Source organism: Lewinellaceae bacterium (genome assembly GCA_020636135.1).
In the GTDB taxonomy this organism is placed as follows: Bacteria; Bacteroidota; Bacteroidia; order Chitinophagales; family Saprospiraceae; genus JAGQXC01.
Genome location: JACJYK010000001.1, coordinates 2,183,798 through 2,210,789 on the forward strand (window position 1 = coordinate 2,183,798; position 26,992 = coordinate 2,210,789).

Sequence of the window (26,992 nt, forward strand, 5' to 3'; positions counted from 1 at the left end):
AAACTGAATTTAAGATCGCCTTTTAATCAGGCATTTTAAATCCGGCAGCCAATATCATCACGTTCAAAATCAGTATCTGTATACCATCAACTTAACCGGCTTGGAAACCCATCTGTCTCCCTTGATTTGGAGAAAAAGTACGCCGGCAGGCAGTTGCTCCGGCAGGTTTAAATCCAGGTTATTTTGTCCGGACTGAAGCCTTAATTCCCACAATTTCCACTGTTGACCGGAGATACTGGTTGCGATCAGCTTTGCATTTCCAGCTTGGGGTGCTTCAAACTGTAAATGGATCATATCCTGCAGGGCAGGGTTGGGGTAAACCTGGAAAGCAATATTTTTTTCCAGAAATCTTATAGAGGTCGACGGATCAAAGATGGTCTGTCCGGCCAGGAATAAAAGCTGACCTCCCTCAACATATTTATCTGAGAGAGAATCCTGGATGGTATGTGCCTGGACCGTAGTCAGAAACAGGGTGGATTCTTCCGGCAAGGTAAAATTCGTAGATACATCCCGGATGCCGCCCAAACTCCAGGCACCGGTTATAGCAGGTTGCTGGTCCGGCAACCCAAACGGGCGGGCGGACCGATTGATTCGAGCTATGCGAAAAGAAGCTCCGGTTTCCAGGTTATATTCCCAGGCAGAAGTCTCCTGTCCGGAAACTTTGCCAAAGAGTGCGTTGTGCAAGGTTCCGGTTTCCTGAATGTAAAGCCGGTTGGTATTGGCCCATTCCACCGCTCCCGGATTCCGCATCCCAAAGTCTGCATTGGGCAGATTATTGCTGCTAATGTCATCCCCATCGTAAACAATCCTAATGTTAGCGGAGTTATCGTCCGGAATAGTCGTTATAACCAGGATACTACCCCAGGCATTCCCGGTTGGGTTGTTGCCATCACCAGTCGTTGTCATTGCAACCTGATTGGTCTGATTGGGATTGACGGAAAGGCCACCGGGATAGGTAAATCGATAGGCACCGGCATTATCGGCCATGCTTAATAAGGTTGTTTCACTGGCATAACCTGATGTATCGAAACCTGGAGTTCCTGCTTTATCCGGCTGGTAAATGGGCAATTGGACAAAGTGGCCTTCTTGTTCGGCATTGGTGCCCTTTAAAGTGCCCTGCGTGATGGATTCATTGGGTACCCAAACGAATAAATCTCCTGATTCTAACCCGTTATTGTTGAGAAATCCATTCCCAGTGCCTTCTCCCGGCGAACCAATCCATTGTAATAAGGGAGAATCCGGACGGTCCAGGGTTAATAAAGCAGATACTGATCCGGACTGACCGTCAAATAATGCCAGAGATTTCCAGGTTGCATGTCCCCAGGCGTTGATAGCGTGGAGTGTTTCTCCGTAAGCATCAAGCGCATAAAAAGTCCCATTGGCAGTGGCTTCGCCGGCAAAGAAAATATCATCCTGAAGATTGAAATGCAATGCAGGCACCAAAGTACCTCCGGAAAGATTACTTAATCCGGATACGACCGACCCATTTTGATTAATTTGTGTTGCAACGGCAACATTAGAACCATTGCGGTCCAGTATCTTCCGATAAGCAATGGAAGATCTTTCCAATTCCCTGGTAACCAGGTTAAGATCAAGAGCCCAAATTCTCGAGCCATTCAGCAGTAAAGTGTTGTCGAGGTAATAAGATCCACCGGCATCCTCCTCAATCTTACTGTTGACCAGTACACGAATCTGTCCGGTAGGTAATTCAAAAACTCCAATACCGTCGGGAACTCCCGGCAGGTTATAACCATGGGGACTTTCCCCGACGGTTAGAACCGCTGTTGCGTGATTGCCATTCAGGCCAGTGAGCATGGCTGTTTCAGTGCTGATGTATGTGTTGGTCCCATTAAGTAAAAGGATCTGACCAGCGGATCCTTCATCGACAGGAACGCTTTTCGCATTGACTCCTACAAGGAAAACAGAGGTGTTTTCATCAGGACTTCCAAAAGCATCGCTTACATCGATCAAACCAACCGGGGACCAGGCGCCAGGCTCTGAACTTGCCGTGTCGGTGAGCGTACCGGGTATCCCTTTGCGGTTGACCTGCCCAATTCGGGTGATTTTCCCACTTCCCGGGTTAAGCTCCCATACCGATGAGCCAAGGTCAAGGAAACCACCGAAATCAATAGACCTATTTGTTTGGTCCTCAGTCACATAGATTCGCCCATTTGAAGACCACATGATTTCTGCCGGACAACGAATCCCGAAAAATGGTGCAGGTACCTGGCCACCACCAGCATCGTCGCCATCGTAAAGTATGTGTATGGTTGCCGAAGTCAGGCCCTGGCTCAGATCGATCTGGTACGTTGTTCCCCAGGCATCAGATGCTACGTTATTTCCTCCGGAAGCGGTGAATACAATCTGATGTCCAATGACAGGATTGGTTGCCATGCCACGAATTCCATTAAATGCAAAGGCATTATACAAGCGGGCAAGTGATTGCTGAGTCGATAAAGATGCGTAACCCAGATCATCATATCCGGTCACATTAGCTTTGTCAGGGTCATACAAATTTAATTTAAAGAAGCTGCCATCCGCAGGAAGCCCGGTACCATGAAATTGGGCGGGGTTGCCCACCACATCCCCGGACCAAACGTATACATCGCCGGTAGCTAACCCGTTTTGATCTAAGAATGAACCGTCACCCAACCCGTTGATCTTACCGAGATACAGGTACAAATGTCCGCCAGGATTTCCGTCTCCATACAACAGACCAATTTTACCTTCATCAGTGACAATGGCTGCGAATTGATGGAAAGCTCCGCGTCCCAGAGCCGGTGCCGCCCAGATCTCTCCCTCCTGAAGATCCATAGCATAAGCCAAACCGTCCTCTGATCCCTCCCCGAACAGCATGATGTCATCGTAAAATCCATAATCTCCGGACAGGAATAAAGATGAAGAACTCAAATGATCAAATCCTGCAGAGTCATTACCGCTTTCATTGATTTGAATGGCATTGGTGACTTCCTTACCATGGCGGTCGTAAATAATGAAATAGGGGAGGCCCGCATCAATTGGTTTATTGGTAACCGGGTCCAGATCGAGGTAGCTAATACGGCTCCCGGTCAGGATAAGTCCGTTCTCAATCGGATAAGTGCTTCCGGCAGCAGCCGGAAAATCGTGGGTGATCATGAGCCTGTTATAACCCTGCTCGGTCTGGTACATGGAAATCCCGGAGATATTACCAGGTAAAGAATAACCATTGACCGTTTCACCGACACCTTGCAGGATAGTTTGTATCCAGGAATTCGTACCCTTCAGCAGCGGGTCCTGGGCGAAGAATTGTAACGGAAATGACACTGCAAACCAAAGAATGAACAGGAAGTGGATGTGTGTTTTCATAAGGCAAATTTGGATTGGGTTATCTTGCAGGTCGGTACACCTAAGTTATAACAATTTGGGATGCCAATATTGATACATTAATTAAATTTTGTATTTGTTAACTTATACCGATGGTTTTTTCGACTCATTCATGGTTTGAAATGAAGACCATCAGTCCGATGGAGGTAAATTGAGTTTTGGCAGTGCAAAAAGGTAGGTGAATTTTTTGACGATACTTTGAAAGGCAATTTCAACCCCAGACCACTAAATCATAGTTCTGGTATACCTGGATTACGCGTTCTATGAAAGGATGAAATAGTGCTCTAATATGTCTATTCCCAGAAGATCTACCAGGTCTGGTTAGATATGCGCCAGGAGTTTGATGACGAACACCAAAACCACACTCACAACCAGACCAAAAAAGACTTTTAGCAGATCGGCGATGATCATACGGATGGTATTACGTGACAGTTGCTTGTTGAGGACAAGACGCATGGCAATTTCGCGACCGGCAAGTAAGCCGATAAATACCCAGGTTGTACTCATAGGAAGTTTGCCACCCCACAATCCGAAATAATCGTCTTTGAAAATGAGGAGGATAATGGCGTAGAAGAAATCGACAAATGTTGCGGAGCGGATGTCTCCAGTACTGGCTTTGGCGCGAACAATGTTTTGAACCTTTCCGCCTCGCTGGTAGAAAATGTAAGCCAATAAGATAAGCAGGATGGACAATGCCAGGAAAAATTGCCACACCGGCAGGTCATGTCCATTTCGCAGATAAATGAAAATGTTGGCCAGATCTTGAGTCAGCCACTGATACCAGAGGAAACCGGTGGAGCACCATTGAAGGACTGTCCAAACCTGGTTGCCGGTATGCGTGATCTTATGTTCGTTAAAGTATTTTTCCGTGAATCGACTTATCGCCAGATAGATGATGATAGCCGAAAAGAAGGCAATGATATAACCCATCACCGATTTTTGAACCATCCCACCCAACAACTGGGAGGAATCAAAAAGGCTGGTTATCATTGATCCTGCATTTGCCGGAATCTGGTGCAGTGAAAACAGGGTCAGGATCATGAATGTGGTACTTACCGGTATGCCATAGCGGGTGATGATGAGTAACACGATGGGTGGCAACATGTAATACCACGGGTAAGTCGTGGGAATATCAAATTTGGCCAATCGTTCATAGGAAAGATCGTAAAAGAAGTATCCGTAGATTAAAGTCAGGGAAAGGATGGTTCCTGCAAAGGCAAAGAGCACATACCATTTCAACTTTTCTTCATTGGAAGTCAGAAAAGTCCCCAGCGTTTGAATGACATCATTACCAACTACCGAATAGGAAGCAAGTGCAAAACCGGCCCACATGACGATCCATGAAAAATCCATAGTGCTTTGTTACGGTTACCAATCGCTTTAAAACGAGCGTTTACATAAGGTGGATCAAACCATCCCGTTGATTCACAAAATAAGAAACCCCAGACGGGTCCGGGGTCTCTCTAAAGATAAAATTAACCTAGTGCCAAAATAATTAGCGGATGGTGTAAGACAACCCCAGACTGTAACTGATACCTTGCTTGTATTTACTATAAATAAATTCATTTCCAAGGTATTCCGAAGAAATCACGTACGGGTTATCCAGGATATTCCGAACAGCAATTCTAGCTGTCAATTGATTGAATGTTTTTGCCAGGCTAAAATCCAGTTGTGCACGCCCCCGGTCGTAGATGTCCGGTGTGCCCTCCCGTCCGATAATGTTCAAACGGTCTCCTAACACATTAAGGAACAAGGATGCGTCCAGGCCACGATCCGGGTCGATATACAATAATCCGGTATTAATGATGAATGGAGACTGGCCTTCAAAGGGCCGGTTTTTCGGCTCAAGTCCTGTCAGATCAATTACGTCCAGTTTGGACCGGATCAGGGAGAAGTTGGTGTTCAGTTTGAACTTCTCAAGAGCGGGTGCAATGAATCCGAAGTCCTTACGCAATTCAAACTCCAGGCCAAACAGGTTTCCGCCCGCTACATTGGTAAACTGGATCTCCGGGTTGGAAGACCTGCGGTACATCAGCGAAATCGGGTTGGTGAAATCTTTGTAGTATGCGCTCACCGCAAACAATTCACCTGGTTTCATAAACCATTCCCAGCGCAGGTCATAGTTATCAATATTGGATTTTTTCAATTGGGTGTTACCCAAATAAAATTCATTGGTGAGCGGGTCAAAGGCAACAAATGGAGCGATCTCCCTCAAATTAGGCCGGGCAATCGTCTGTGCAAAAGTGGCCCGGATGTTCATGTTTTCATTCAGTGAATAAATCAGGCTGAGTGACGGCAGGAAGTCCAGATCATTGATTTTGCCGATCCGCAGTGAATCGGGCCTGGAGGCAGCGGCGCTTTCAACAAACATGTCCGTTTTTTCTGCTCTCACTCCTCCGACAAACCGCATCCGGGAACTCAATGATGCCGTTAGCATCCCATATCCAGCGGCAACATGCTGATATCCCGAGTATATGTTGTCAGCCGTAGTCCGGTTGACCAGATAATTTCCAAATATTGCCTTATTGCCTTCTGAGCTTATGATCCCAATATTGTCCTCTGACAGGTATACATCAGGGTCACCATGGTACCCTGTTCCCTGGAATTGATCGATCTGAAAACGATCCTCGTAAAAATCACGGTCCTTGGTCGAATACAACCCTCCAACCTGCAGTTTATAATTTTTCTTGGCGTCAAGCGGAATGCTGATATCCAGTTTGGCATCTTTCTGAACATCATTCAGATGGCGGAAAAAGTGAAAAGGACGCTCCACATCAGATTCCGGTATGTAATAGAGATTGGTCTCTATGTTGTACGCATTGTTGAAAAAACGACTGTCTGGTTCATCAAGTGTCGATTCAGCCAGACTGGTTTTCCATTCGATCTTCAAATCGTTCAGCTTGGGAAACACATGGTTACCACTTAATTGATAATTAATCAGTTCACGTTGATTGAAAATCAATGCACGGCCTTGCAGGAAGATCGGATTGACAATGTTGTCCGGTTGTTCACCATAGACATACCTGGTTATTTTTTCCGTATTGTGGTTGTAGATGGTGTTGAAGGTAATGGAATGGTTGGTGCCAAATTTATAAGCCAGGCCGAACAATCCATTCACGATAGGGTTATCGGTACTTTTGGTGTCTTCGAAGTCCCCCTGATTACGCAAGGTACCGGTAGAGATATTCTCCAGCCTCCAGTTTGCTTTCTGGAATTGATCCAGATGTTCAAAAGAACGCTTGTAGGAAGCTGAAAGGATGATTCCCAGCGGATTGCCAAACAACTTGATTTGGTTGCCGAATGAGAGTCCCAGCGAATGATCCAGTGGAGATCTGGTAGTCTGAGGCTCATACTGGTTATTCAGGGAGCGGATAGCAGCATCTGCTTCCTGAAAAGCTCCTGCAAATGGCTCTCTGCCTACCCGGCCCAGGATAGCTGTATTTTTGTTCAAAATGCTTAATACTTCCGGATTGGTGAGCAAATCCGGACGGGCGCGACCTCCGTCATCATACCCGAGGAAATCGTATTTGCCTCCCGGATGTGTTAAGAACCGGTCGGTCAGGTTGAAGTTTGGATTGTATCCGATGCTACTGGAGAAAGTCAGTGAAAATTGTTCCGGAAAAGATTTGGTTTTAATATCCACATTACCACCGGTGAAGGTGCCCGGTTGATCCGGAGTAAAAGTTTTGGAAGTAATGATGTTATCAAGGAGGTTCGCCGGAATCAGGTCCAGCTGAGCGCCATTCCGGTAGGGGTCAGCACTTGGAATGATCAGTCCGTTCAGCTGGGAAAGGGAGTAGCGGTCACCCAGGCCGCGGATGTAAATGTACTTACCACCACTGATAGTCGTTCCGGTCACTTTCTTCATAGCGCCGGCTGCGTCACTAACCGCCAAACGGTTCATTTCCTGGGAAGATATACCATCCTGAATTTTATCTGATTTTTTCTGCAGTAGCAGGATGGAGTTTTCCGAATTCTTGATGGTGGTAGCCTTTACCACGACATTCAGGTCTAAATCGAGGGCTTCATCCGATAGGGCAATGTCGAGATAGGTTACTTCTTTATTTTTTACGATAACTTCTTCAACGATTTTATCCTGAAAGCCCAGGTAACTGACAACGAGGGTGTAGCTACCTTCCGGTGCGTTGATCTGATACGAGCCGTCGATGTCGGTGGAGGCGCCACTACCGGTCTCTTTGATCAGGACATTGCAGCCAATGAGCGGTTCAGCAGTTCTTTGGTCGGAAACAATCCCGGAGATGGTTCCCTGGCCAAAAATCAAGGCAGGTATCCCAACCAAAAGGGTTAGCAATAAGCTCTTCATATGCACTAGGTTTGTTTTATCGCTGCAAAGGTCACATATGGAATTAAACTTAATGTTTCCGCTGTGTTAAGTTATTGTAAACAAAAAAAGGGGTGTCAAACGACACCCCTGCAAAACTCAGGATATAAGATTCACTTAGTGTACCAAAATCAATTTTTGAGTCAGGTCAACGGAATTTGACTTAAAGTTGACCATGTAAATGCCTTTACTCAAGTTCTGAACATCAGCTACCAGGGACTGGTGGCCACTGGTCAGGGCACCCTGATAGACGGTTTTAACCAGACGTCCGTTCAGGTCATAAATGCCAACCTGAGCTGTTTCTGTTTTAGGCATGGTAATATCCAGCCGGACATACCCAAGTGCACTTGGATTCGGATAACTTTTCAGGGCATAACCATCGGCTTCGGCAATGTAGCCGATGCTTGTGGTAGCCAGGTCACCAAAGTAACCATATTGTGCTAGTGCGGTCCATCCCAACGCCCAGTTTTCGGTATTGCTGAAAGCTCCGCGGTAATCCACTTTGTCGATGAATGAGTCGTCATCCGGGTAGGTTGCACCACTCAATGCCGGAGAACTTCCATTGGGGCGTGGATCCAGTCCTCCATCGGGTTCACGGGAAATACCACCCAACTGAGGATCTTCCTGCATGGTACCTCCTGCTATCAGGCGAGCCAAAACATCCACATCATCCCCACGCACATATTGTGCAATATCAAAGGCAAGGTTGTTGGGGAATTGCATCTCACCTGATTTCAGGCGATCCAATGAAGTGTCATCCACCCGCAGGCCGTAGCCCGGGATTTCGGTTATGATCGAATTCCAGATTTCAGCTGCTCCGTCATTCCGGATCCGGATACCATTACTGGTTTTGTTGTTTTCCGAATTGACTCCGGCTCCGATGAAGGTTGCATTGTACAACCGGCCAACGGTCTTGGGTTGATTATCTACTGCTTCAGAGCCATCATATTCCACAGCGTTGTCTCCTACACCGATGGACTCACCACCGTCGGAAATGGATTTATCCAATTGAATGGAAAGGAGGAACTGCATGGAACCATCCCAGCTCTCATCAAAGTCGTAGGAATCATCACCACAGAATGCAACTACAGCATGTTTCAGACTAACGGTACCCCCGAAGGTTTCGATACCATCATCTTTATTGGCAAATACTTCAATGTAATCAATCGTCGTACCGCGACCAACACCACCCATGGTCAATCCATTGATTTCATTGTTCGCTCCCAGGACAGAACCTCCGTGGCGAATCGAAACGTATTTCAATATTCCGGAATTATCATCGGGATCATTACCGCCATAGAAAATACGCGGTTCAGTCGATGGAATTCCTTCAATTACATCCTCAGCAACCGTAGATCCACTGGGAATATCTTCGCCAATCGGTGCTTTACCCAATAAGATCAGACCACCCCAGAGCTGGTTATCGTCGGCTGTAAGGTCCGTGGTTGAATTCAAATCATCGATTTCAGCGGTAAAGATGATTGGTGCGTCCTTTGTTCCTTCCGCAATGATCTTACCTCCCCGGGTGATGATCAGTGCCGATGTTTGGTCAATACCATTGGTTGGTACCAGCCGGCCACGGACAACAGTGCCTGGCTCGATGATTATGGTAGCGCCATCTTCAACATACACATAACCGTCCAGGATGTATTCTTTATCGTTGGTCAGTGTCAAAGTTTCACCGGCTTCGATATCGGTATCAACTATGATATTGGACTCGGTAGTTACCAGGTTGCCAAAATATCCATATTGTGAAAGTGCGGTCCAGCCTTTAGCCCAGTTATCGGTATTGCTGAAAGCACCACGGTAAGCCACTTTCGTTATATAAGCATCATCGTCCGGGTAAGTGGCTCCGCTTAAAGCCGGGGAACCAGCATTCGGACGGGGGTCGAGACCTCCGTCAGGGATACGGGAAATGCCACCCAGTTGTGGATCCTCCTGCACGGTGCCATCGGTGGTAAGTTGCGCTAAGACATCAGCATCACTTCCTTTTACATATTCCCCGATATTAAAAGCCAGGTTGTTGGGAAATTTCATCTCGCCGGCTTTAAGGCGGTCCAGTGAGGTGTCATCCACCCGGAGTCCATATCCTGGTACTTCGGTTACAATGGAGTTCCAGATCTGAGCTGCTCCGTCATTCCGGATGCGAATACCATTGCTGGTCTTATTGTTCGTTGAGTTCTTTCCAGCGCCGATAAAGGTCGCATTGTACAGGCGGCCTACGGTTTTCGGCTGATTATCCACGGCTTCGGAACCATCGTATTCGACGGCATTGTCTCCAACGCCGATGGTTTCACCTCCGTCTGTGATGGTTTTATCCAATTGAACAGACAGTAAAAATTGCATGGACCCGTCCCAGCTCTCATCGAAGTCATAGGAATCGTCACCACAAAAGGCAACGACAGCATGTTTCAGGCTGACGGTACCCCCGAAGGTTTCGATACCATCATCCTTGTTGGCAAAGATTTCGATGTAATCGATGGTTGTTCCCCGGCCAACACCACCCATGGTCAAGCCGTTAATTTCATTATTGGCACCCAATACGGAACCCCCATGACGGATTGAAACATATTTCAAAACTCCGGAATTATCATCCGGATCATTACCGCCATAGAATATACGGGTTTCCGTAGAAGGAATACCTTCGATGACGTCTTCTGCTACACTGGAACCGCTGGGGATGTCCTCACCGATCGGTGCGCGTCCCAGAATGATCAAACCTCCCCACAACTGATTATCATCTGCTGTAAGATCCGTTGTTGTTGACAGGTCATCAATTTCTGCGGTAAAGATGATCGGGGCAGCGGCGGTACCTTCGGCAAAGATCTGGGCGCCCCGCGTGATGATTAGAGCAGAAGTCTGATCGATGCCGTTGCTGGGAACCAGCAAGCCTTTGATCACAGTACCTGCTTCAATATTCAGCACACCGCCTTCTTCGAGAAATACGTATCCATCGAGGATGTATACGGTATCTTTTGACCAGTTATAGGTCAAATTTTCTTGCAGATCCCCATCGGTGATGGTTCTGGTTGGCTGACTCCACAGTGCAAGTCCTGTGAACATCAGAAGAATGAGCTGTAAAATGCGTCTCATATGATTTTTTTGTAATTTGTTAGATTGGATATTCACTTTACTTTGCAAAAGTCTCTAACCGGCATTAAGCTGGTGTTATGGCAGTGTTAACAAATTATGAAGTTCGTAACTAGCTCATTATCAGTTCATAGATAATAATTTATCAATTGATCTGTTGCCACACATCGGATTTCTGAAATAACCTTTTATCTTTGAGACCCGTAACGAGTTGAACGCAAAATCATTATGACAAAACACATTTTCGTTACGGGTGGCGTCACCTCTTCCCTGGGAAAAGGTATTATTTCCGCCTCTCTTGCCAAATTGTTGCAAGCCCGTGGATTCTCCGTCACCATTCAGAAATTTGACCCTTACATCAACGTGGACCCTGGTACGCTCAATCCTTATGAGCATGGGGAATGCTACGTAACCGACGACGGTGCCGAGACGGATCTGGACCTCGGACATTATGAACGCTTTCTGAGTGTCCCAACCTCGCAGGCCAATAATGTAACTACCGGCAGGATCTACCTGACCGTCATCGAAAAGGAGCGGGGAGGGGCCTACCTGGGGAAAACAGTGCAGGTGGTACCCCATATTACCGATGAGATTAAAAGACGTGTGCGGCTTTTGGAAGAAGCAGGTCACTACGACATCATCATTACGGAAATAGGAGGGACTGTGGGTGATATTGAATCATTGCCCTATCTGGAAGCCCTGCGGCAGATGCGTTTTGAATTAGGTAAGGAAAACTGTCTGACGATCCACCTGACCCTGATCCCATACCTGGCTGCAGCCAAAGAGCTAAAAACCAAACCTACCCAGCATTCCGTAAAACAATTACTGGAAACCGGTATCCAGCCGGAAATCCTGGTTTGCAGGACCGAATATCCGTTGCCCAAAGACATCCGGCGTAAACTGGCTCTTTTTTGCAACGTAGATGAGCGCTCCGTGATCGAAGCAAGGGATGCAGAGACCATTTACGATGTGCCGCTCCTGATGCTGAAAGAGAAACTGGATACGAATGTCCTCCAAAAACTGAAACTGAGCACCAAGGCTGCACCCAACCTGGAAGCCTGGACAGAATTTTTAGGGAAATTGAAGAATCCTATCCGGGAGGTCCGCATTGGCTTGGTTGGTAAGTATAATGAGCTTCCAGATGCGTACAAATCGATCCACGAGTCATTTGTACATGCTGGCACCTCCCATGAATGCAAGGTCCATGTGATTCCGATTCACTCCGAAGACCTGGAAAATCACGACGATATTCCTAAGAGACTTAGTAATCTGCATGGTGTTCTGGTTGCTCCCGGCTTCGGTGAACGTGGCATCGAGGGCAAGATCCAGGCCATCCGTTTTGTAAGGGAAAACAAAATTCCATTTTTTGGTATCTGTCTGGGTATGCAATGTGCTGTCGTGGAATATGCCCGGAATATAGCAGGTTTGCCGGAGGCCCATACCACGGAAGTAAATCCCAGAACGCCCGACCCGGTTATTGACATGATGCCTGAACAGAAAAAAATCACCCAGAAAGGGGGCACCATGCGTCTTGGCGCATACGATTGCCGGCTGGAACCGAAAACCAGGATCTACAAAGCTTATAAAACCAGGAATATCAGTGAACGACACCGCCACCGCTATGAGTTCAATAACAAATACCTGGACCTGCTGGAAAACCACGGCATGAAGGCCTCCGGATTCAACCCGGGAACCGGTCTGGTGGAAGCCATTGAATTAAACGATCATCCCTATTTTGTAGGCGTACAGTTTCACCCCGAGTTGAAAAGTACCGTGGAAAAGCCGCATCCTTTGTTTGTAGCTTTCGTCGGGGCATGCATCGAATACAAGAACCGGCAATAAACCCTCGCCTTACAGCGCTGTGACCGGAATCTTATTTCCGGGTATCATATTATCGGTTTTATCTATGGTATCAATTTTGTAATCATTTGATCAGAGATGTATTTGATGATTGCTTAATTGAATCCTGTGCTAAGGGCTCAACAGAGAGATAAGTTTGAGTTGGCGCGGAGAGCCGGTATTCCAGCTTTGATCTTTATGATCAATCTGGTCTTATTGATCAGGCAGGAACCATACTTTTGGGACACCATTCAGTTTGGTTCGCTGCATCCGGAATACTTTATTCGCACTGATTTTTCCAGCATGCTGCTACCCGATGAGATCGATAGTGGACATCCTCCATTTTTTGGTCTGTATATAGCGGCAATGTGGAATACGTTCGGGAGGAGCCTGGCGGTTTCTCACCTGAGCCTGATTCCCTTTTTGCTGATCTTCACCATTTTCGCGGTTCGTTTATCCCAGCTTTTGGTACCCGGAAGGGTAGGTGTCTGGCTACTGGCGTTAATCTTACTGGATACCACCTTTTTAGCCCAGGCTACACTGGTCAGTCCGGACATTTGGTTGTGTGCATTTTTCATGATGTCCCTCTATGGCATCTTTGCGCATCGACGGCACCTGGTACTTTTAGGCTCGTTGTTGCTGTCGATGGTCAGTTTGCGCGGTATGATGGTGGTAGCCGGATTGATATCTTTTGAAGTGTTGCGGGATCTGCTCATCGACCGGAAAAAAGGGTTTCAGATTTTTGCTGCCCTTCCTTCTTATGTGCTAAGCATTCTGTTTATTATAGCATTCCTTACCACGCATTACCTGACAAAAGGCTGGATCGGATATCATCCTGATTCACCGTGGGCACCAAGCTTCCAGTGGGTCTCACCCGCCGGGTTCCTGAAGAACACACTATTATGGGCTTGGCGGGTGGTTGATTTCGGTCACCTGTTTATTGTGGTATTGACAATGCTTCTGTGGTTCCTGGCACGTTCCCATCCTTTGGCATGGCGGCGTGCCAAACCATTTTTCCTTTTGTTGCTGGTCATGATCATGGTAACCCTTCCACTACTATTGTATCAGAATCTGTTGGCACATCGCTACTTTCTGCCTCTTTATTTCACTTTTGCGATCACCGGGATTGTCACATTGAATGAAATGCCGTTCCGCAAAATGAGGGCATCCATCCTGGCAATGATTTGTACTATCGGGATGTTATCCGGTCATGTCTGGAATTATCCCATCGGGGTATCCCGGGGCTGGGATGCCAGTCTGGCTTATCTTCCGTATGGGAATCTGATGACGGATGCCAAGAATTACATCGATTATCTGGGCCTCCCGTATTCGATGATTGGGACGGCGTTTCCAAACCTCAGGTCTGAATATTTTACCCATCTTACCGATAATCGCCGCATCTTTAAGGAGAAGGATCTGGGGACGGACCGATACATTCTTTATTCCAATGTGATGAATGAATTTTCAAATGAGGAGATTCAGACGCTTTACTCCAACTGGCAAGTGCTCAACATGTGGAAGAAAGGTGCGGTAGAAGTTATTTTATTCAAACGATAGCCCGATTTAACCAGGACTTTGTCATCTTCGTGGCCAGATCATAGGCTTAGCTTACACCTGGATTTGATCTTACTTATAGTTACGGATTATGAAAAAACTGAGCCTGGAAGCATTGGGCCGGCACAGTATTGCCGATCACCTGGAAGCTGAAAAAATACCGGTAAAAGTAGTATTGGACAATATACGGTCCGGGATCAATGTCGGCTCTGCTTTCCGTACGTCCGATGCGATGCTCGTGGATGAGATCCTTTTGGTTGGCATTACCCCGCAGCCTCCACACCGGGAGATACTGAAAGCGGCCATTGGTGCTGAAGCAAGTGTGCGCTGGCAATATTTTGCGACTCCGGAAGCATGTATTATCTATTTGAATACCTTAAAATATTCAATCTGGGCGGTAGAGCAGACCGATGTTAGTGTGGATTTAAGGAGTTTCAGGTTTAATCATCAGCAACCGGTCGCGCTTGTCTTTGGTAATGAAGTACATGGAGTAAGCGAAGCATTTTTACCGGTGGTAGCAGGAGCAATTGAAATACCCCAATTCGGGACCAAACATTCGCTCAATATCTCTGTGACAGTTGGCATCGTACTATGGGAAATGCTCCGGCAGTGGAAGCCGGATTAGATTTTATCAACCAGGACTTTAGGAAGGTACACCAGCATTACCGCTATACCAGGAAATCGAACAACATCGGATCTTTATTGACATTCTGGTAATCGATGCCGTACTGATCCATTCGCTGCACCAGACCTGCATAGGCATCCCGTTGTTTTAACTCAATACCTACCAGGGCGGGTCCTGCATCACGATTATTCTTTTTGGTATATTCAAAATGGGTGATATCGTCATCCGGACCCAATACATTATTGAGGAACTCCCGAAGCGCACCGGCGCGCTGGGGAAAACGGATGATGAAATAGTGTTTCAAACCTTCACTCAGCAGAGAACGTTCTTTAATTTCTTCAGTACGGGTAATGTCATTGTTGCCCCCACTCACAATACAGCATACATTTTTGCCTCTGATCTCTTCCCCCAGGAGGTCCAATGCAGCAACCGACATGGCACCTGCCGGTTCAACGACAATGGCTTCCTCATTGTACAGCTTCAGAATGGTGCTGCAAATCTTGCCTTCATCGACCAGCAGAACGTCATCGACAAGTTGCCGGACAATACGAAATGTCTTGTCACCCGCTTTTTTTACCGCAGCGCCGTCTACAAATCGATCGATTTTGGATAGAGTAACTACCTGTCCCTGACGGATGGCCTCGGCCATAGAAGGCGCGCCAGCCGGTTGTACACCAATTAGCTTGGTACGCGGGCTCAGTTGCTTAAAATAACTACCTACCCCTGACAACAGGCCTCCACCACCAATAGGCACAATGAGATAGTCAAGGGGCACCTTGGCATCCTGTAAGATCTCCACGGCTACAGTCCCCTGGCCAGCCATGATCTGTTCGTCATTAAAGGGGTGGATAAAGGTCTTGCCATTTTGCGTACAATCCTCCATCGCAATCTCATAGGCGGCATCAAAGGTATCCCCGGTCAGTACGATCTCCACGAACTCCTTACCGAAGGTCTTTACCTTTTGAATTTTTTGCAGGGGTGTGGTGGATGGCATGTAAATCTTACCGGGTGCCTCAAGCAATCGGCAGGCAAAGGCGACTCCCTGAGCATGATTGCCGGCGCTGGCACATACGACCCCTCGCTCCAGTACATCGGAAGCTAACGAGCTCATTTTATTGTACGCACCTCGTACCTTATAGGAACGTACCACCTGAAGATCTTCCCGTTTAAGCAAGAGGTTGCACCCATACAACTCCGATAAATGCAGATTGTGCATCAAAGGCGTATGATAAGCAACCTCTTTCAAACGGATACTGGCGGCCTGGATGGCTTCCAATGATATGAGTGGCGCCGTTCCAGTCGCTTCAGTTGTGGTCATACCGATTTTTTATTGTTTTTCCGGGCGCAAACTTCTTACGGTACGTCCGGCTTGCCACATTTCTGATTCACGTAATTCTTTTAATTCCTGCTCCAATTTTACCCGGTAATCCGGTTGTGAGTTGGAATTTATGGAAATGCGGGCCTCATTACCAGTGGATACGCTTTTATAGAGATCTTCAAATACCGGCCGGACAGCATCACGGAAACGGTTTTTCCAATCCAGGGCTCCACGTTGCGCCGTCGTCGAACAGTTCGCATACATCCAGTCCATTCCATTCTCGGCAACCAGAGGCATCAGTGATTGAGTCAGTTCTTCAACGGTTTCATTGAATGCTTCCGAAGGAGAATGCCCATGTTCCCGGAGCACGGTGTATTGAGCTTCAAAGATTCCCTGAATGGCTCCCATCAGGGTCCCGCGTTCACCGGTGAGGTCTGAATAGACTTCATTTTTGAAGTTGGTTTCAAACAGATATCCGGAACCGACACCGATGCCGAGGGCTAGTGCCCGTTCTTTGGCATTTCCGGTCGCATCCTGGTAAATGGCATAACTGGAGTTGAGGCCACGACCCTCCAGGAACATACGGCGTAATGAGGTGCCTGATCCTTTCGGAGCAACCAGGAATACATCGATATCCTTTGGAGGGATGATCTCCGTCTGGTCGTTGAATGTGATGCCAAAACCATGAGAGAAGTACAATCCTTTGCCTGCCGTAAGATGTGGTTTGATCTGCGGCCAGGCTGCTATCTGAGCAGCGTCACTAAGCAAATACAAGAGAATGGTACCACGTTTTGCCGCTTCTTCAATGCTGAAGAGGGTTTCACCGGGAACAAATCCGTCAGCAACGGCTTTATCCCAGGACTTGGATGGATTACGCTGACCAACGATCACATTGAATCCATTATCACGCAAGTTTAATGATTGTCCTGGCCCTTGAACGCCATAGCCAATAATGGCAATTGTTTCATTTTTTAGAATTTCCCGGGCTTTTTCCAAAGGGAATTCTTCTCTGGTGATCACAAATTCCTCGACACCACCAAAATTTAATTTAGCCATACGAATACGATTTCAATTTATTGTATAATGTAATTTTCCTGAAGTGATTTTAGGTATGTGTTAAGCCTTTCCATTGGCTTGACGATAGCCACACGTCCGGAGCGGACAAACTCAAAGATGCCTATGTCCTGCAGGTCATTGAGCAATGCTTCGGTCTCTGTGGAGTGACCGGTTTTTTCGATGACGATAAATTCCTCCTCGATAACGAGGATACGGGCATTATGCGCGCGGATCAATCGTTCTACGCGGTCACCATTCTTGAAAGCATGAGTAGGGACTTTGTAGAGCGCGATCTCCTGATGAACGATCTCCGAATCACGGTAATAAAAAGCCTTAAGTACGTCCACTTGTTTTTCCAGCTGTGCCACCAGTTTTTTAACCATATCCTCTTCGACCAGGACCACAATTGTGAACCGGTGAATCCCTTCCAGTGAGGATCTCGAGGTGGTTAAACTCTCGATGTTTATGTGTCTACGGGTGAATATGGAGACAACCCGTGTCAGCAAACCGGTTTTATTCTCTGTAAAAACCGTTATCGTAAATACCTGCTTGTTCATAATCCACTTTTTCGATTTTAACCGACAATTAATCCGTTATTCCAATCTGATTTCATCCACGGCACATCCGGAAGGTACCATCGGAAAGATGTTTTCTTCTTTGATCACGCGGACGTGGAGCAAATAAGGACCTGGGGTATCCAGCATTTCACGAATCCCTTCTTTCAGCTCGTGATCGTATTTGATGGTCTTTCCCGGTACTCCGAAACCTTCGGCAATCTTCACGAAATTGGGATTTTTGAGTGCAACCTGTGAATAACGTTCATCAAAAAACAACTCCTGCCATTGCCGGACCATGCCAAGAAATTCATTGTCCAGCAATACGATCTTCACACCGACATTCCATTGAGAACACATGCCCAGCTCCTGGAGTGTCATCTGAAATCCCCCATCACCAACAAAGAGGATTACTTCTTTATCCGGGCGGGCCAGTTTGGCGCCAAAGGCTGCCGGCAAACCATAACCCATAGTCCCCGCACCACCTGATGAAACCCACTGATTGGTATCTTCATAACGATAGTAGCGAGCCGCAACCATCTGATGTTGCCCGACATCGGTTGTTACAATAGCCTGCCCATGAGTCATTTCAGAGATGGTCCGAACCACCCTTGCCATATTCAGTAAACCTTCCGAATGAGGAGCGAAATCCTTGGTGAATACGATATCGGCTTCCTGATCTGCGCATGCTTTAAATTCAGCAATCCATTCCGGATAGGATTTTTTATTGATCCTGGGCAATAGCAATTCCAATGCAAGTTTGGCATCGCAATTGAGTGCCACTTCCGTTTTAACGTTCTTATCGATTTCTGACGGATCGATCTCTATATGGATGACTTTGGCTTGTTTGGCATACCGGGACACGTCACCGGTTACCCGGTCATCAAACCGCATTCCAATAGCAATCAGGACATCACATTCGTTGGTTTTTACGTTCGGACCATAATTGCCGTGCATCCCGAGCATACCCATATTAAGTGGATGGCTGGATGATATGTCCGAAAGACCGTGAATGGTCGTACCGAGTGGAATACCGGATTTCTCGACGAATTCGAGAAAGACAGACTGTGCATGTGCGAGCTGAATGCCGTGGCCAGCCACAATAAATGGCTTCTTCGCCGAATTGATCAGATCCGCCGCTTCCTGTACCTTACCCATATCCGGCTTTGGATTCGGGTGATAGCTCCGGATGTAAGGCGTCCGGTGATAGTTAAACGTTAATTTTTCAACCTGGGCGTTTTTGGTAATGTCCACGACCACAGGGCCCGGTCGTCCTGAATTAGCGATATAAAAAGCTTTGGCAAATATCTCCGGAATTTCATCAGCATGGGTGATCTGATAATTCCATTTGGAAATCGAAGTGGTACATCCAATGACATCGGTTTCCTGAAATGCGTCGGAACCCAGTAAATGCCGGAATACCTGACCGGTAATGCAAACCAATGGCGTAGAATCAAGGATAGCATCGCCGATACCCGTAATCAGGTTGGTGGCACCGGGGCCGGAGGTCGCCATACAGACACCGGTTTGACGGGTTACACGTGCATAACCCTCCGCTGCATGGATGGCACCTTGTTCGTGACGGGGCAAGATATGCTTCAGCACGTCCTGGTAATGGTACAAGGCATCGTAAATAGGCATGTTCGCGCCGCCGGGATAGCCAAAGATGGTATCAACATTTTCCGCCAGAAGGCAAAGCAGTACAGCTTCAGCTCCGGTTACTTCCTGTCCGGTTTTTGATTCCAATAATGAGGCAGCAGTAGGCTGGATGGCAACTGTTTTTTCCATATCCAAGATTTAGATTATAAATCGGTCACGCATCCTTTGCTGGCGGATGATACCGATTGAGCGTATTTTTTAAGGATCCCAAATGTGGCAGGTGGTGCCGGTGGAGACCATTGAGTACGACGTTCAGCAAGTATTTTATCGTCGACATGCAGCACCAGCTGATTGGTTTCCGCATCGATCTCGATACGGTCCCCGTCACGGACTAAAGCCAGGTTTCCTCCCACGGCTGCTTCCGGACTGAGGTGGCCGACCACAAACCCATGCGTTCCTCCGGAGAAGCGTCCGTCGGTGATCAATGCAACGGATTTGCCCAGCCCTGCCCCCATGATGGCGGAGGTAGGCTTCAGCATTTCCGGCATTCCAGGCCCGCCTTTTGGCCCGATGTACCGGATAACCACGACGTCACCTGATTCTATTTTGCCTGAACTGATAGCATCGATGGCTTCCTGCTCGCCGTCATAAACTTTGGCATTTCCAGTGAAGCGCAAGCCTTCTTTCCCCGTGATCTTGGCAACCGCACCTTCTTCGGCAAGATTACCGTACAGGATCTGCAGGTGGCCGCTTTTTTTCAATGGCTTCTCCAGGGGATGGATTACATCCTGTCCGTCGGCAAGGTTGGAAACTTCTGCCAGGTTTTCCGCTATGGTTTTACCGGTCACGGTCAGGCAGTCACCGTGCAGTAAATTGTGATCCAGCAGGTATTTCATAACACCAGGGACCCCACCCACACGATAGAGGTCTTCCATCACGTATTGTCCACTTGGCTTCAGATCGGCAAGATAAGGCGTCTCATCACTGATGCGTTGAAAATCCTCCAGGGATAACTGCACATCAGCAGCATGGGCCATGGCCATCAGGTGGAGCACAGCATTGGTTGATCCACCCAGAACGATCACCACCCGGATGGCATTCTCAAACGCCTTTTTGGTCATGATATCCCGGGGGCGGATGTTGTTCTCCATCAGGTAGCGGATGGCTTTGCCCAGTTTTTGCATCTCCTGGTCTTTCTCTTCATCTACCGCCGGTATTGAAGAGTTGTAAGGTAGGCTCATACCCATTGCCTCAATGGCTGAAGCCATTGTGTTGGCCGTATACATTCCACCACATGCTCCGGCGCCCGGGCATGCTTTGCGGACAACTTCGTTGAAATCATGCTCGGTGATGTTACCGGCAATCCGTTTTCCATAGGCTTCAAAAGCCGAAACAACATCAAGTTTTTGACCCTGATAATGACCCGGCTTGATGGTGCCACCATAAACCAGGATTCCAGGACGGTTGATGCGCGCGAGCGCCATCATGGCGCCAGGCATGTTTTTGTCGCATCCTACGACCGGAATGACGGCATCGTACCACTGGGCTCCGACAACAGTCTCGATGGAATCTGCAATGATGTCCCGGGAGGGTAGGGAATAGCGCATTCCCAGGGTTCCCATGGAAATACCATCACTAACACCAATGGTATTGAAAATCAACCCGATCAGATCTTCTTTTTGTACGGCAGCTTTAATGGTGGCTGCAAGTCCGTTCAGGTGCATGTTACAGGGATTTCCTTCCCAACCGGTACTGGCGATGCCTACCTGAGCTTTTTTCAAATCACGATCGTCCAGGCCAATTGCATGAAGCATCGCCTGGGATGCCGGTTGACTCGGGTTCTGCGTTACTTCTTTACTGTATTGATTCAATTCTTGCTTCATAGTTTCCGGTAAGTTGGTAAAGGTATTTCTCTTTGTTGCCACGGAGAAACAATTCTCCCAAGACTGATACAATGTTTGATCCGGTAATAAGTTTAATATCTATCAGACAATCAATGATTTAGATGCCTTCGATTTACGAACTCAAAACATCAATTCAACAAAAAAGCCATCCTCGAAGAGAATGGCTTAATGTAACTTTTATCACGTGCATCCTCTTCATCGGTCCCTATGGACGACGATAATTCGAATCACGCTGACGATAACTAATTGACTACTCATGATGCTGCAATACTAAAGGAATTATCTTAACGAAAGAAATTTTCTTTGTCCCATCGCACGAAAAGGCGGAGTTGGGCGATCAGGTGACTGGCCGGATTATCCAGCCCGGCTTGCCTGGTAGCATAGCGGTATCCGATCATCGGGACCAGTGTAAATATATTTCCCAGTCCGATATCCAGTCCGGCACCACCTTCCAGGGTCAACGACGGCAAATGAGGTATAAATTCCATGCCGGGCGCTGCCCAGGCAAATATCCCTTTCTTGAGCCACAGCCCCTGCTTTGAAAAGGTTGGGCACATGCAATCACTATCCCAGTCCATAAAATAAGCTTGTGCAGGTAAGCGGATGCCCAGATTAATACCACTCTTTTCTTCCACCGGGACGGTGCCACCAAGTTCTGTTGCTCGCACGGTGTGGGATTGGGCCAGGTAAATCTCAGGATGGAATTCCAGGCGCTGTTTTTGCAAGCGCAACCACCAGGACAGACCTACCGCTTGTTCATTTCCCTGCAGACGTATTTGTTCCTGGTTTTTACCGGACCACCAGCTGCTGTGCAGGTTTACACCCAGCTGGGCATTCGCAGAAGTGGCGAGACAGACGAAAAGAATAAGGAAAAGGATGAAGTGACGATACATGATTGGCTTTTAACATTTGTTCCCAACAATCTTGCCAAATGGAACCTTACCAGGAAAGTCCGGGATATAACGTCAGGCTACAACCCGAATGTTGTAAATTTGCAGCTTAAAATTCAGCATACGTGAAAACCAAAGGCACGAGAAACCAATCGATCAACGTCATCACTCTGGGTTGTTCCAAGAACTGGGTTGACTCAGAGAATATGATAACCCAATTGCAGGCCAATGCCTACGAAGTATCCCATGAACGGGAAGACAACCAATCTGAGATCGTGATCATCAACACGTGTGGATTTATCGACCGTGCCAAGGAAGAATCGATCCAGACTATTCTGGAATATGCCCAAATGAAACAACAGGGAGCGCTGGATAAGTTGTATGTCACTGGTTGCCTTAGTCAACGCTACAAGGATCAGCTGGAAGTGGAGATCCCGGAAGTAGATGCTTATTTCGGAACCATGGAACTGCCTTCACTGCTCCATCATCTGAAAGCTGATTACCGGCATGACCTGATCGGAGAACGGATATTGACAACCCCAGCCCACTATGCATATCTTAAAATATCTGAAGGATGTAACCGGACCTGTTCATTTTGTGCCATCCCCCTGATGCGAGGAAAACACATCTCCCAACCCGTAGAGCAGCTGGTGAAAGAAGCAAGGCATCTGGCATCCCAGGGTGTAAAGGAGCTGATCCTGATTGCCCAGGAGTTGACGTATTACGGACTGGATATCTATAAAGAACGTGCTCTCCCACGTCTGTTGGAGGCCCTGGCTGAAGTGCCCGGTATTGAATGGATACGACTGCATTATGCCTACCCGAATAAATTCCCGATGGAAATTATCGATGCGATCAAAAAGCATCCCAATGTCTGTAATTACCTGGATATGCCATTGCAACACATCAGTGACCCAGTTCTGACCAATATGCACCGGCAGATCACCCGGCAGGAAACCATAGACCTGGTCAATCGTATCCGGGACATCCATCCGGAGATACACCTGAGGACAACCATGCTGGTTGGATTTCCCGGAGAAAAGGAATCTGATTTTCAAGCACTATGTGATTTTGTACAGGAGACACGATTCGACCGGCTGGGCGTATTCCAGTATTCACATGAAGAAGGAACCAGCGCTTACGAAATGGAGGACGATGTCTCAGCCGAGACAAAAGAACAACGAATGAGCCAATTGATGGAAATTCAGCAACAAATATCCGCAGAACTGAATGAACAAAAGATAGGTCAAAACTTTAAAGTATTGATCGATCGCAAAGAAGGTGATTATTACATCGGGCGTACCGAAGCTGATTCTCCGGAAGTCGATAATGAAGTGCTTATCAATGCACAGGAACAATATGCCAGGGTCGGTGATTTTGCAAAGGTTACCATTGATGATGCCAATGAGTATGATCTTTTCGGAACGATCGTAAAGGACCAGATATGAATGCAGATCCGGAATCGACTTCAATTTTTTACCGGAAATTCCCTCCGGTCCAACAAGCATTGTCCGTTGGTGCATTGGCTTTCCTGGTCATGCTGATTACCAAATGGGTTGACAGCGGTAATCCGAAGGCCTGGCAGGATGAGTGGACGGTGGTGATTGCTTTTTTGTTGTTTTATAGTGTGACCAATTGCGTCTTTGCATTAGGGAGCACAAATCAAAGCCAGTATTTTAACCGAAGCGTCCTGGCATATGCCGGGCTGGCAACGGGATTATTGTTGATCGCGTTTGCATTGACACAGGTCAGCTTTCTGAATTCCGGTATTTTCCGCTGGATGTTCATCGTGGTAAGCCTGGTCTATTTGATCTTATTGGGTATTGTACAAGCAGTTTATCGTATCATGCGTTATGCACAAAAACAAGATAAAAAACTTAGAAATGAAGATTAGCATCGCAATGTTACTGTTGCTTGCTCTGGCGGCCTGCCAACCTAAGCAACAAACCAATGATTACTCCGTCGATACTTCCGGGATCAATACAATGGAAGCGTCTGTCATGGATACCATCAAACCGATTGTCAAAACAGATGCTGAATGGAAGGCTGCACTTTCACCTGAAGAATATTATGTCTTGCGGGAGAAGGGCACCGAAAGGGCATTCACAGGTGATTTGTGGGATTACCATGGTGATGGTATTTTTGTATGTGCAGCTTGCGGCCTGCCACTTTTCGATTCTAAAACGAAATTTGAGTCCGGAACAGGTTGGCCGAGCTTCTACAAGCCCATCAGCCCCGTTGATGTGAAAGAAGAGAGGGATTCTTCTCTGGGAATGATCCGTACCGAGGTTTTGTGTGCCCGTTGTGGTGGCCACTTAGGACACGTGTTTAACGACGGCCCACGGCCTACAGGATTGCGTTATTGTATGAATTCGGTGTCTATGAATGTCATTCCCCGTGATTCATTGCAAGTCCATAAACCCTGACCTGTCTCTTATACAATCAGGAAGGAGTGGTGAATATTGACTAACTTCCCGTATGTTAAGGAAGATCGTCTCAGCGAATCCTCAAACCTATCTGGACCAGAAATACCACATCGGTGCGGGAGCCGGATATTTTAATGCCCGTAACGATATTTTTAACCGGTCTATCTGGGATGATAAGGTTGATGCGAAGGATTTTTACCGGTCATACGACATTGCAAATTATAAGCCAAAGAAATCCAAAGGCTTTGATCACTGGGACTTTGCATTCAGAAATGCAAGCTGGCATTTGACCGATCGCATCGGTGAGCGCCATTTTGAAGAAACCGGAGAAGTTGAGGGATTTACAGATTATTATACGCTGCAATCGCCGGGACCCACTGCTAAAATTGAAATTAACGATCTCCAAGAAACAACCCGGCGCATCAAGCTGGCGGCAAGCATGTTCGGCTCCGGTAATACCGGCATTTGTGAATTGGATCGCAGATGGGTTTATTCTCATAAATACAACCGGAAGACCGGGGAGAATCCAGCGGTTGACCTGTCGGTAACATTGAAATATGCCATCATCCTGATCATTCCGATGGATCATGGATTAAGTAAAACCTATCCTACTGCATTAAGTGGTGCATCGACCGGCCTTGGTTACACCACCGGGTTGGGCTGTGCCATATCTTTGGCACAATTCATCACCAATCTTGGCTTTGAAGCGGTTGCTTCGATGAATGACACTGCCCTGAATATCCCGATGGCTATTCAGGCAGGGTTGGGAGAATATGGACGAAATGGTCTTTTGATCACTCCGCAATTCGGACCGAATGTACGAATCGCCAAAGTGTTCACGGATCTGCCTTTGGTTCCGGATCATCCGGTAGAGTTTGGTGTCCGGCAGTTTTGTGCTTCGTGTAACCTGTGTGCAACATCTTGTCCTGTCAGGGCTATCCCCGATGGTGAACCTCAGAGCCAGCCACCGAACATTTCCAGTCTGGAAGGGATGACCAAATATACGGTGGATGCTGAAAAGTGTTTTCGATTTTGGGTAGGACTCAATTCGGACTGTGCCATATGTATCCGGGTGTGTCCCTACAATAAGGATTTCAGCAAATGGTGGCATCGCCTGGCCCTCAGATGGTCTTCACGGCCATTGGTAAGGCAGGTTTTATTGTTTCTTGAGAAGAAATTGAAGTTTGGAGAAAAACAGGCTTCAGCAAGCTGGTGGAAGCACGGAAAGACTTGAAATAAGATTGCCGGAATTAATCCGGTAGTGCCGCCATCGCTTGCCGAATATCTTCAATCAATAGATCGGCGTCTTCAAGGCCAATGTAAAACCGGACCAGGTTCCATGGCAGAGGGCTGTCCTCACCACTCGGACCGCCATGAAAAGCACACACCGGCATGACCAGCGATTCATGTCCTCCCCAGCTGACAGCGATGAGAAAATAATTGAGACGATGAACAAAATCCTCCATTTCTGCAATGGAATTCGCCTTAAACAACACGGAGAATAATCCGGGTTGGCCCTCCATCTGCCGGACAGCCAGATCGTATTGGGGATGCTTTGGGTGGTACGGGTAGTTTACCTGGAGCACTTTAGACTGCTGGTATAAAAAATCAACGATTTTTAACGCTGACCTATAGGATTGTTCAACCCGCAGCGGTAAAGTGCGCAGGCCTCGGATCACCAAAGCAGCATCATGCGGTGAAACAATTCCCCCTATATTCATGAACTCGGCACTGAAGATCCGTCGGATGTGTTCCTTCGAACCACAGATCGCACCCATAACCACATCGCTGTGCCCATTGAGGAATTTCGTCACCGAATGCATGGTAATATCGATGCCGAGCTCGATCGGTCTCTGATGGATAGGTGAACAACAACTGTTATCGATCATGCTGACGATACCATATTTCCGGGCTATTTGCGCACAGGCCCTAAGATCCTGCAGTTCGAAAAGCATGGTGGTGGGAGATTCGAGGTAAAGAATGGTTGTTTCAGGACGAATGGCTGCTTCCAGCTTTGCCAGATCCTTCCCATCAACAAAAGTAGTTTCTACCCCAAAACGCGGCAGGTAGTCATTAAATAACCGAGTGGTCCAGCTGTACACAGAGCCGACGGAGACGATATGTGAACCTTGCCTGACAAATGCCAATACAGCAGCTGAAACAGCAGCTATTCCACTGGCCAGGACAAGTGCATCCTCAGCGCCTTCCAGGGCAGCCAGTTTTTTGCGAAGGATCTCGGTGGTTGGGTTATTGCCCCGGGTATAGATCCGGTTGGAGAGCTCATCGGCAATGTCCTGGCGCAGGGCATCCACCGATTTGAAATAGAAGTTTGAACTTTGAATGATCGGGGGAGAGACGGCCTGAAAATAAGCATCACGCTCTTCACCCAAATGATTCAAAATGTAACTCAGATCTTTCAGTGCCATATTCTG

The 26,992-nt window shown here is 47.4% G+C and carries 18 protein-coding genes; 7 read left to right on the plus strand and 11 right to left on the minus strand.

The features are described 5' to 3' along the window. Positions 1-69 precede the first annotated feature (69 nt). The 4 genes from H6570_08240 to H6570_08255 all read right to left on the minus strand — a co-directional run bounded on the left by H6570_08240 (position 70) and on the right by H6570_08255 (position 10,798). Positions 70-3,345: a hypothetical protein gene (locus tag H6570_08240; protein ID MCB9319256.1), complete on the minus strand. Its 3,276-nt coding sequence runs from the start codon at positions 3,343-3,345 to the stop codon at positions 70-72. 339 nt (positions 3,346-3,684) lie between these two features. Then, positions 3,685-4,716, minus strand: coding sequence for a hypothetical protein (locus tag H6570_08245; GenBank protein ID MCB9319257.1), 1,032 nt, complete (start codon positions 4,714-4,716; stop codon positions 3,685-3,687). Between the two features lie 142 nt (positions 4,717-4,858). Beyond that, positions 4,859-7,687 carry a TonB-dependent receptor gene (locus tag H6570_08250; protein MCB9319258.1) on the minus strand — a complete coding sequence of 943 codons (2,829 nt, stop codon included), beginning with the start codon at positions 7,685-7,687 and terminating at the stop codon, positions 4,859-4,861. Positions 7,688-7,822: 135 nt separating this feature from the next. After that, complete coding sequence (locus tag H6570_08255; protein ID MCB9319259.1) at positions 7,823-10,798, minus strand: T9SS type A sorting domain-containing protein; 2,976 nt, start codon at positions 10,796-10,798, stop codon at positions 7,823-7,825. Between the two features lie 219 nt (positions 10,799-11,017). Here H6570_08255 and H6570_08260 point away from each other — a divergent pair, with 219 nt between their 5' ends. From H6570_08260 to H6570_08270, 3 genes are all read left to right on the plus strand, one after another. Next, positions 11,018-12,637 (plus strand): CTP synthase, encoded by a 1,620-nt coding sequence (locus H6570_08260; GenBank protein MCB9319260.1) that lies wholly within the window; start codon positions 11,018-11,020, stop codon positions 12,635-12,637. A 126-nt stretch (positions 12,638-12,763) separates the two neighbouring features. Further along, the gene (locus H6570_08265) at positions 12,764-14,191 is read left to right on the plus strand and encodes a hypothetical protein (protein ID MCB9319261.1); all 1,428 of its coding nucleotides are present in this window, start codon (positions 12,764-12,766) and stop codon (positions 14,189-14,191) included. Positions 14,192-14,279: 88 nt separating this feature from the next. Then, positions 14,280-14,813, plus strand: coding sequence for a TrmH family RNA methyltransferase (locus H6570_08270; protein ID MCB9319262.1), 534 nt, complete (start codon positions 14,280-14,282; stop codon positions 14,811-14,813). 43 nt (positions 14,814-14,856) lie between these two features. On the opposite strand, the gene ilvA is transcribed toward H6570_08270, so the two are convergent. The 6 genes from ilvA to H6570_08300 all read right to left on the minus strand — a co-directional run bounded on the left by ilvA (position 14,857) and on the right by H6570_08300 (position 22,137). Further along, positions 14,857-16,131, minus strand: coding sequence for a threonine ammonia-lyase IlvA (ilvA, locus tag H6570_08275; GenBank protein ID MCB9319263.1), 1,275 nt, complete (start codon positions 16,129-16,131; stop codon positions 14,857-14,859). A 9-nt stretch (positions 16,132-16,140) separates the two neighbouring features. Further along, the gene (gene ilvC / locus H6570_08280) at positions 16,141-17,187 is read right to left on the minus strand and encodes a ketol-acid reductoisomerase (GenBank protein ID MCB9319264.1); all 1,047 of its coding nucleotides are present in this window, start codon (positions 17,185-17,187) and stop codon (positions 16,141-16,143) included. Between the two features lie 17 nt (positions 17,188-17,204). Then, positions 17,205-17,744, minus strand: a complete 540-nt coding sequence (ilvN, locus tag H6570_08285; protein MCB9319265.1) for an acetolactate synthase small subunit — start codon at positions 17,742-17,744, stop codon at positions 17,205-17,207. Positions 17,745-17,780: 36 nt separating this feature from the next. Next, entirely contained in the window at positions 17,781-19,529 is a 1,749-nt protein-coding gene (gene ilvB, locus H6570_08290; protein ID MCB9319266.1) for a biosynthetic-type acetolactate synthase large subunit, read from the minus strand. Between the two features lie 14 nt (positions 19,530-19,543). Continuing rightward, the gene (ilvD, locus tag H6570_08295; protein MCB9319267.1) at positions 19,544-21,223 is read right to left on the minus strand and encodes a dihydroxy-acid dehydratase; all 1,680 of its coding nucleotides are present in this window, start codon (positions 21,221-21,223) and stop codon (positions 19,544-19,546) included. A 305-nt stretch (positions 21,224-21,528) separates the two neighbouring features. Beyond that, positions 21,529-22,137 (minus strand): hypothetical protein, encoded by a 609-nt coding sequence (locus H6570_08300; GenBank protein MCB9319268.1) that lies wholly within the window; start codon positions 22,135-22,137, stop codon positions 21,529-21,531. 122 nt (positions 22,138-22,259) lie between these two features. Here H6570_08300 and rimO point away from each other — a divergent pair, with 122 nt between their 5' ends. The 4 genes from rimO to H6570_08320 all read left to right on the plus strand — a co-directional run bounded on the left by rimO (position 22,260) and on the right by H6570_08320 (position 25,794). Beyond that, on the plus strand, positions 22,260-23,582 hold the full coding sequence (gene rimO, locus H6570_08305) for a 30S ribosomal protein S12 methylthiotransferase RimO (protein ID MCB9319269.1): 1,323 nt from the start codon (positions 22,260-22,262) through the stop codon (positions 23,580-23,582). Further along, the gene (locus H6570_08310; GenBank protein MCB9319270.1) at positions 23,579-24,028 is read left to right on the plus strand and encodes a hypothetical protein; all 450 of its coding nucleotides are present in this window, start codon (positions 23,579-23,581) and stop codon (positions 24,026-24,028) included. Before rimO ends, H6570_08310 begins: the two co-directional genes overlap by 4 nt. A 106-nt stretch (positions 24,029-24,134) precedes the next feature. Beyond that, complete coding sequence (msrB, locus tag H6570_08315; GenBank protein ID MCB9319271.1) at positions 24,135-24,560, plus strand: peptide-methionine (R)-S-oxide reductase MsrB; 426 nt, start codon at positions 24,135-24,137, stop codon at positions 24,558-24,560. A gap of 52 nt (positions 24,561-24,612) precedes the next feature. Next, positions 24,613-25,794 carry a reductive dehalogenase gene (locus H6570_08320; protein MCB9319272.1) on the plus strand — a complete coding sequence of 394 codons (1,182 nt, stop codon included), beginning with the start codon at positions 24,613-24,615 and terminating at the stop codon, positions 25,792-25,794. A 16-nt stretch (positions 25,795-25,810) separates the two neighbouring features. Here H6570_08320 and H6570_08325 read toward each other — a convergent pair whose 3' ends face one another. Then, positions 25,811-26,986 carry a PLP-dependent transferase gene (locus H6570_08325; protein ID MCB9319273.1) on the minus strand — a complete coding sequence of 392 codons (1,176 nt, stop codon included), beginning with the start codon at positions 26,984-26,986 and terminating at the stop codon, positions 25,811-25,813. Positions 26,987-26,992: the final 6 nt, after the last annotated feature.

Coding starts and splice junctions, on each gene's coding strand:
- H6570_08250 (MCB9319258.1), bottom strand. CDS start 7,687: ATGAAGAGCTTATTGCTAACCCTTTTGGTTGGGATACCTGCCTTGATT.
- H6570_08320 (MCB9319272.1), top strand. CDS start 24,613: ATGTTAAGGAAGATCGTCTCAGCGAATCCTCAAACCTATCTGGACCAG.
- ilvD (MCB9319267.1), bottom strand. CDS start 21,223: ATGAAGCAAGAATTGAATCAATACAGTAAAGAAGTAACGCAGAACCCG.
- H6570_08325 (MCB9319273.1), bottom strand. CDS start 26,986: ATGGCACTGAAAGATCTGAGTTACATTTTGAATCATTTGGGTGAAGAG.
- ilvN (MCB9319265.1), bottom strand. CDS start 17,744: ATGAACAAGCAGGTATTTACGATAACGGTTTTTACAGAGAATAAAACC.
- msrB (MCB9319271.1), top strand. CDS start 24,135: ATGGATACCATCAAACCGATTGTCAAAACAGATGCTGAATGGAAGGCT.
- ilvA (MCB9319263.1), bottom strand. CDS start 16,131: ATGACCACAACTGAAGCGACTGGAACGGCGCCACTCATATCATTGGAA.
- H6570_08300 (MCB9319268.1), bottom strand. CDS start 22,137: ATGTATCGTCACTTCATCCTTTTCCTTATTCTTTTCGTCTGTCTCGCC.
- H6570_08270 (MCB9319262.1), top strand. CDS start 14,280: ATGAAAAAACTGAGCCTGGAAGCATTGGGCCGGCACAGTATTGCCGAT.
- ilvB (MCB9319266.1), bottom strand. CDS start 19,529: ATGGAAAAAACAGTTGCCATCCAGCCTACTGCTGCCTCATTATTGGAA.
- H6570_08255 (MCB9319259.1), bottom strand. CDS start 10,798: ATGAGACGCATTTTACAGCTCATTCTTCTGATGTTCACAGGACTTGCA.
- H6570_08310 (MCB9319270.1), top strand. CDS start 23,579: ATGAATGCAGATCCGGAATCGACTTCAATTTTTTACCGGAAATTCCCT.
- H6570_08240 (MCB9319256.1), bottom strand. CDS start 3,345: ATGAAAACACACATCCACTTCCTGTTCATTCTTTGGTTTGCAGTGTCA.
- ilvC (MCB9319264.1), bottom strand. CDS start 17,187: ATGGCTAAATTAAATTTTGGTGGTGTCGAGGAATTTGTGATCACCAGA.
- H6570_08245 (MCB9319257.1), bottom strand. CDS start 4,716: ATGGATTTTTCATGGATCGTCATGTGGGCCGGTTTTGCACTTGCTTCC.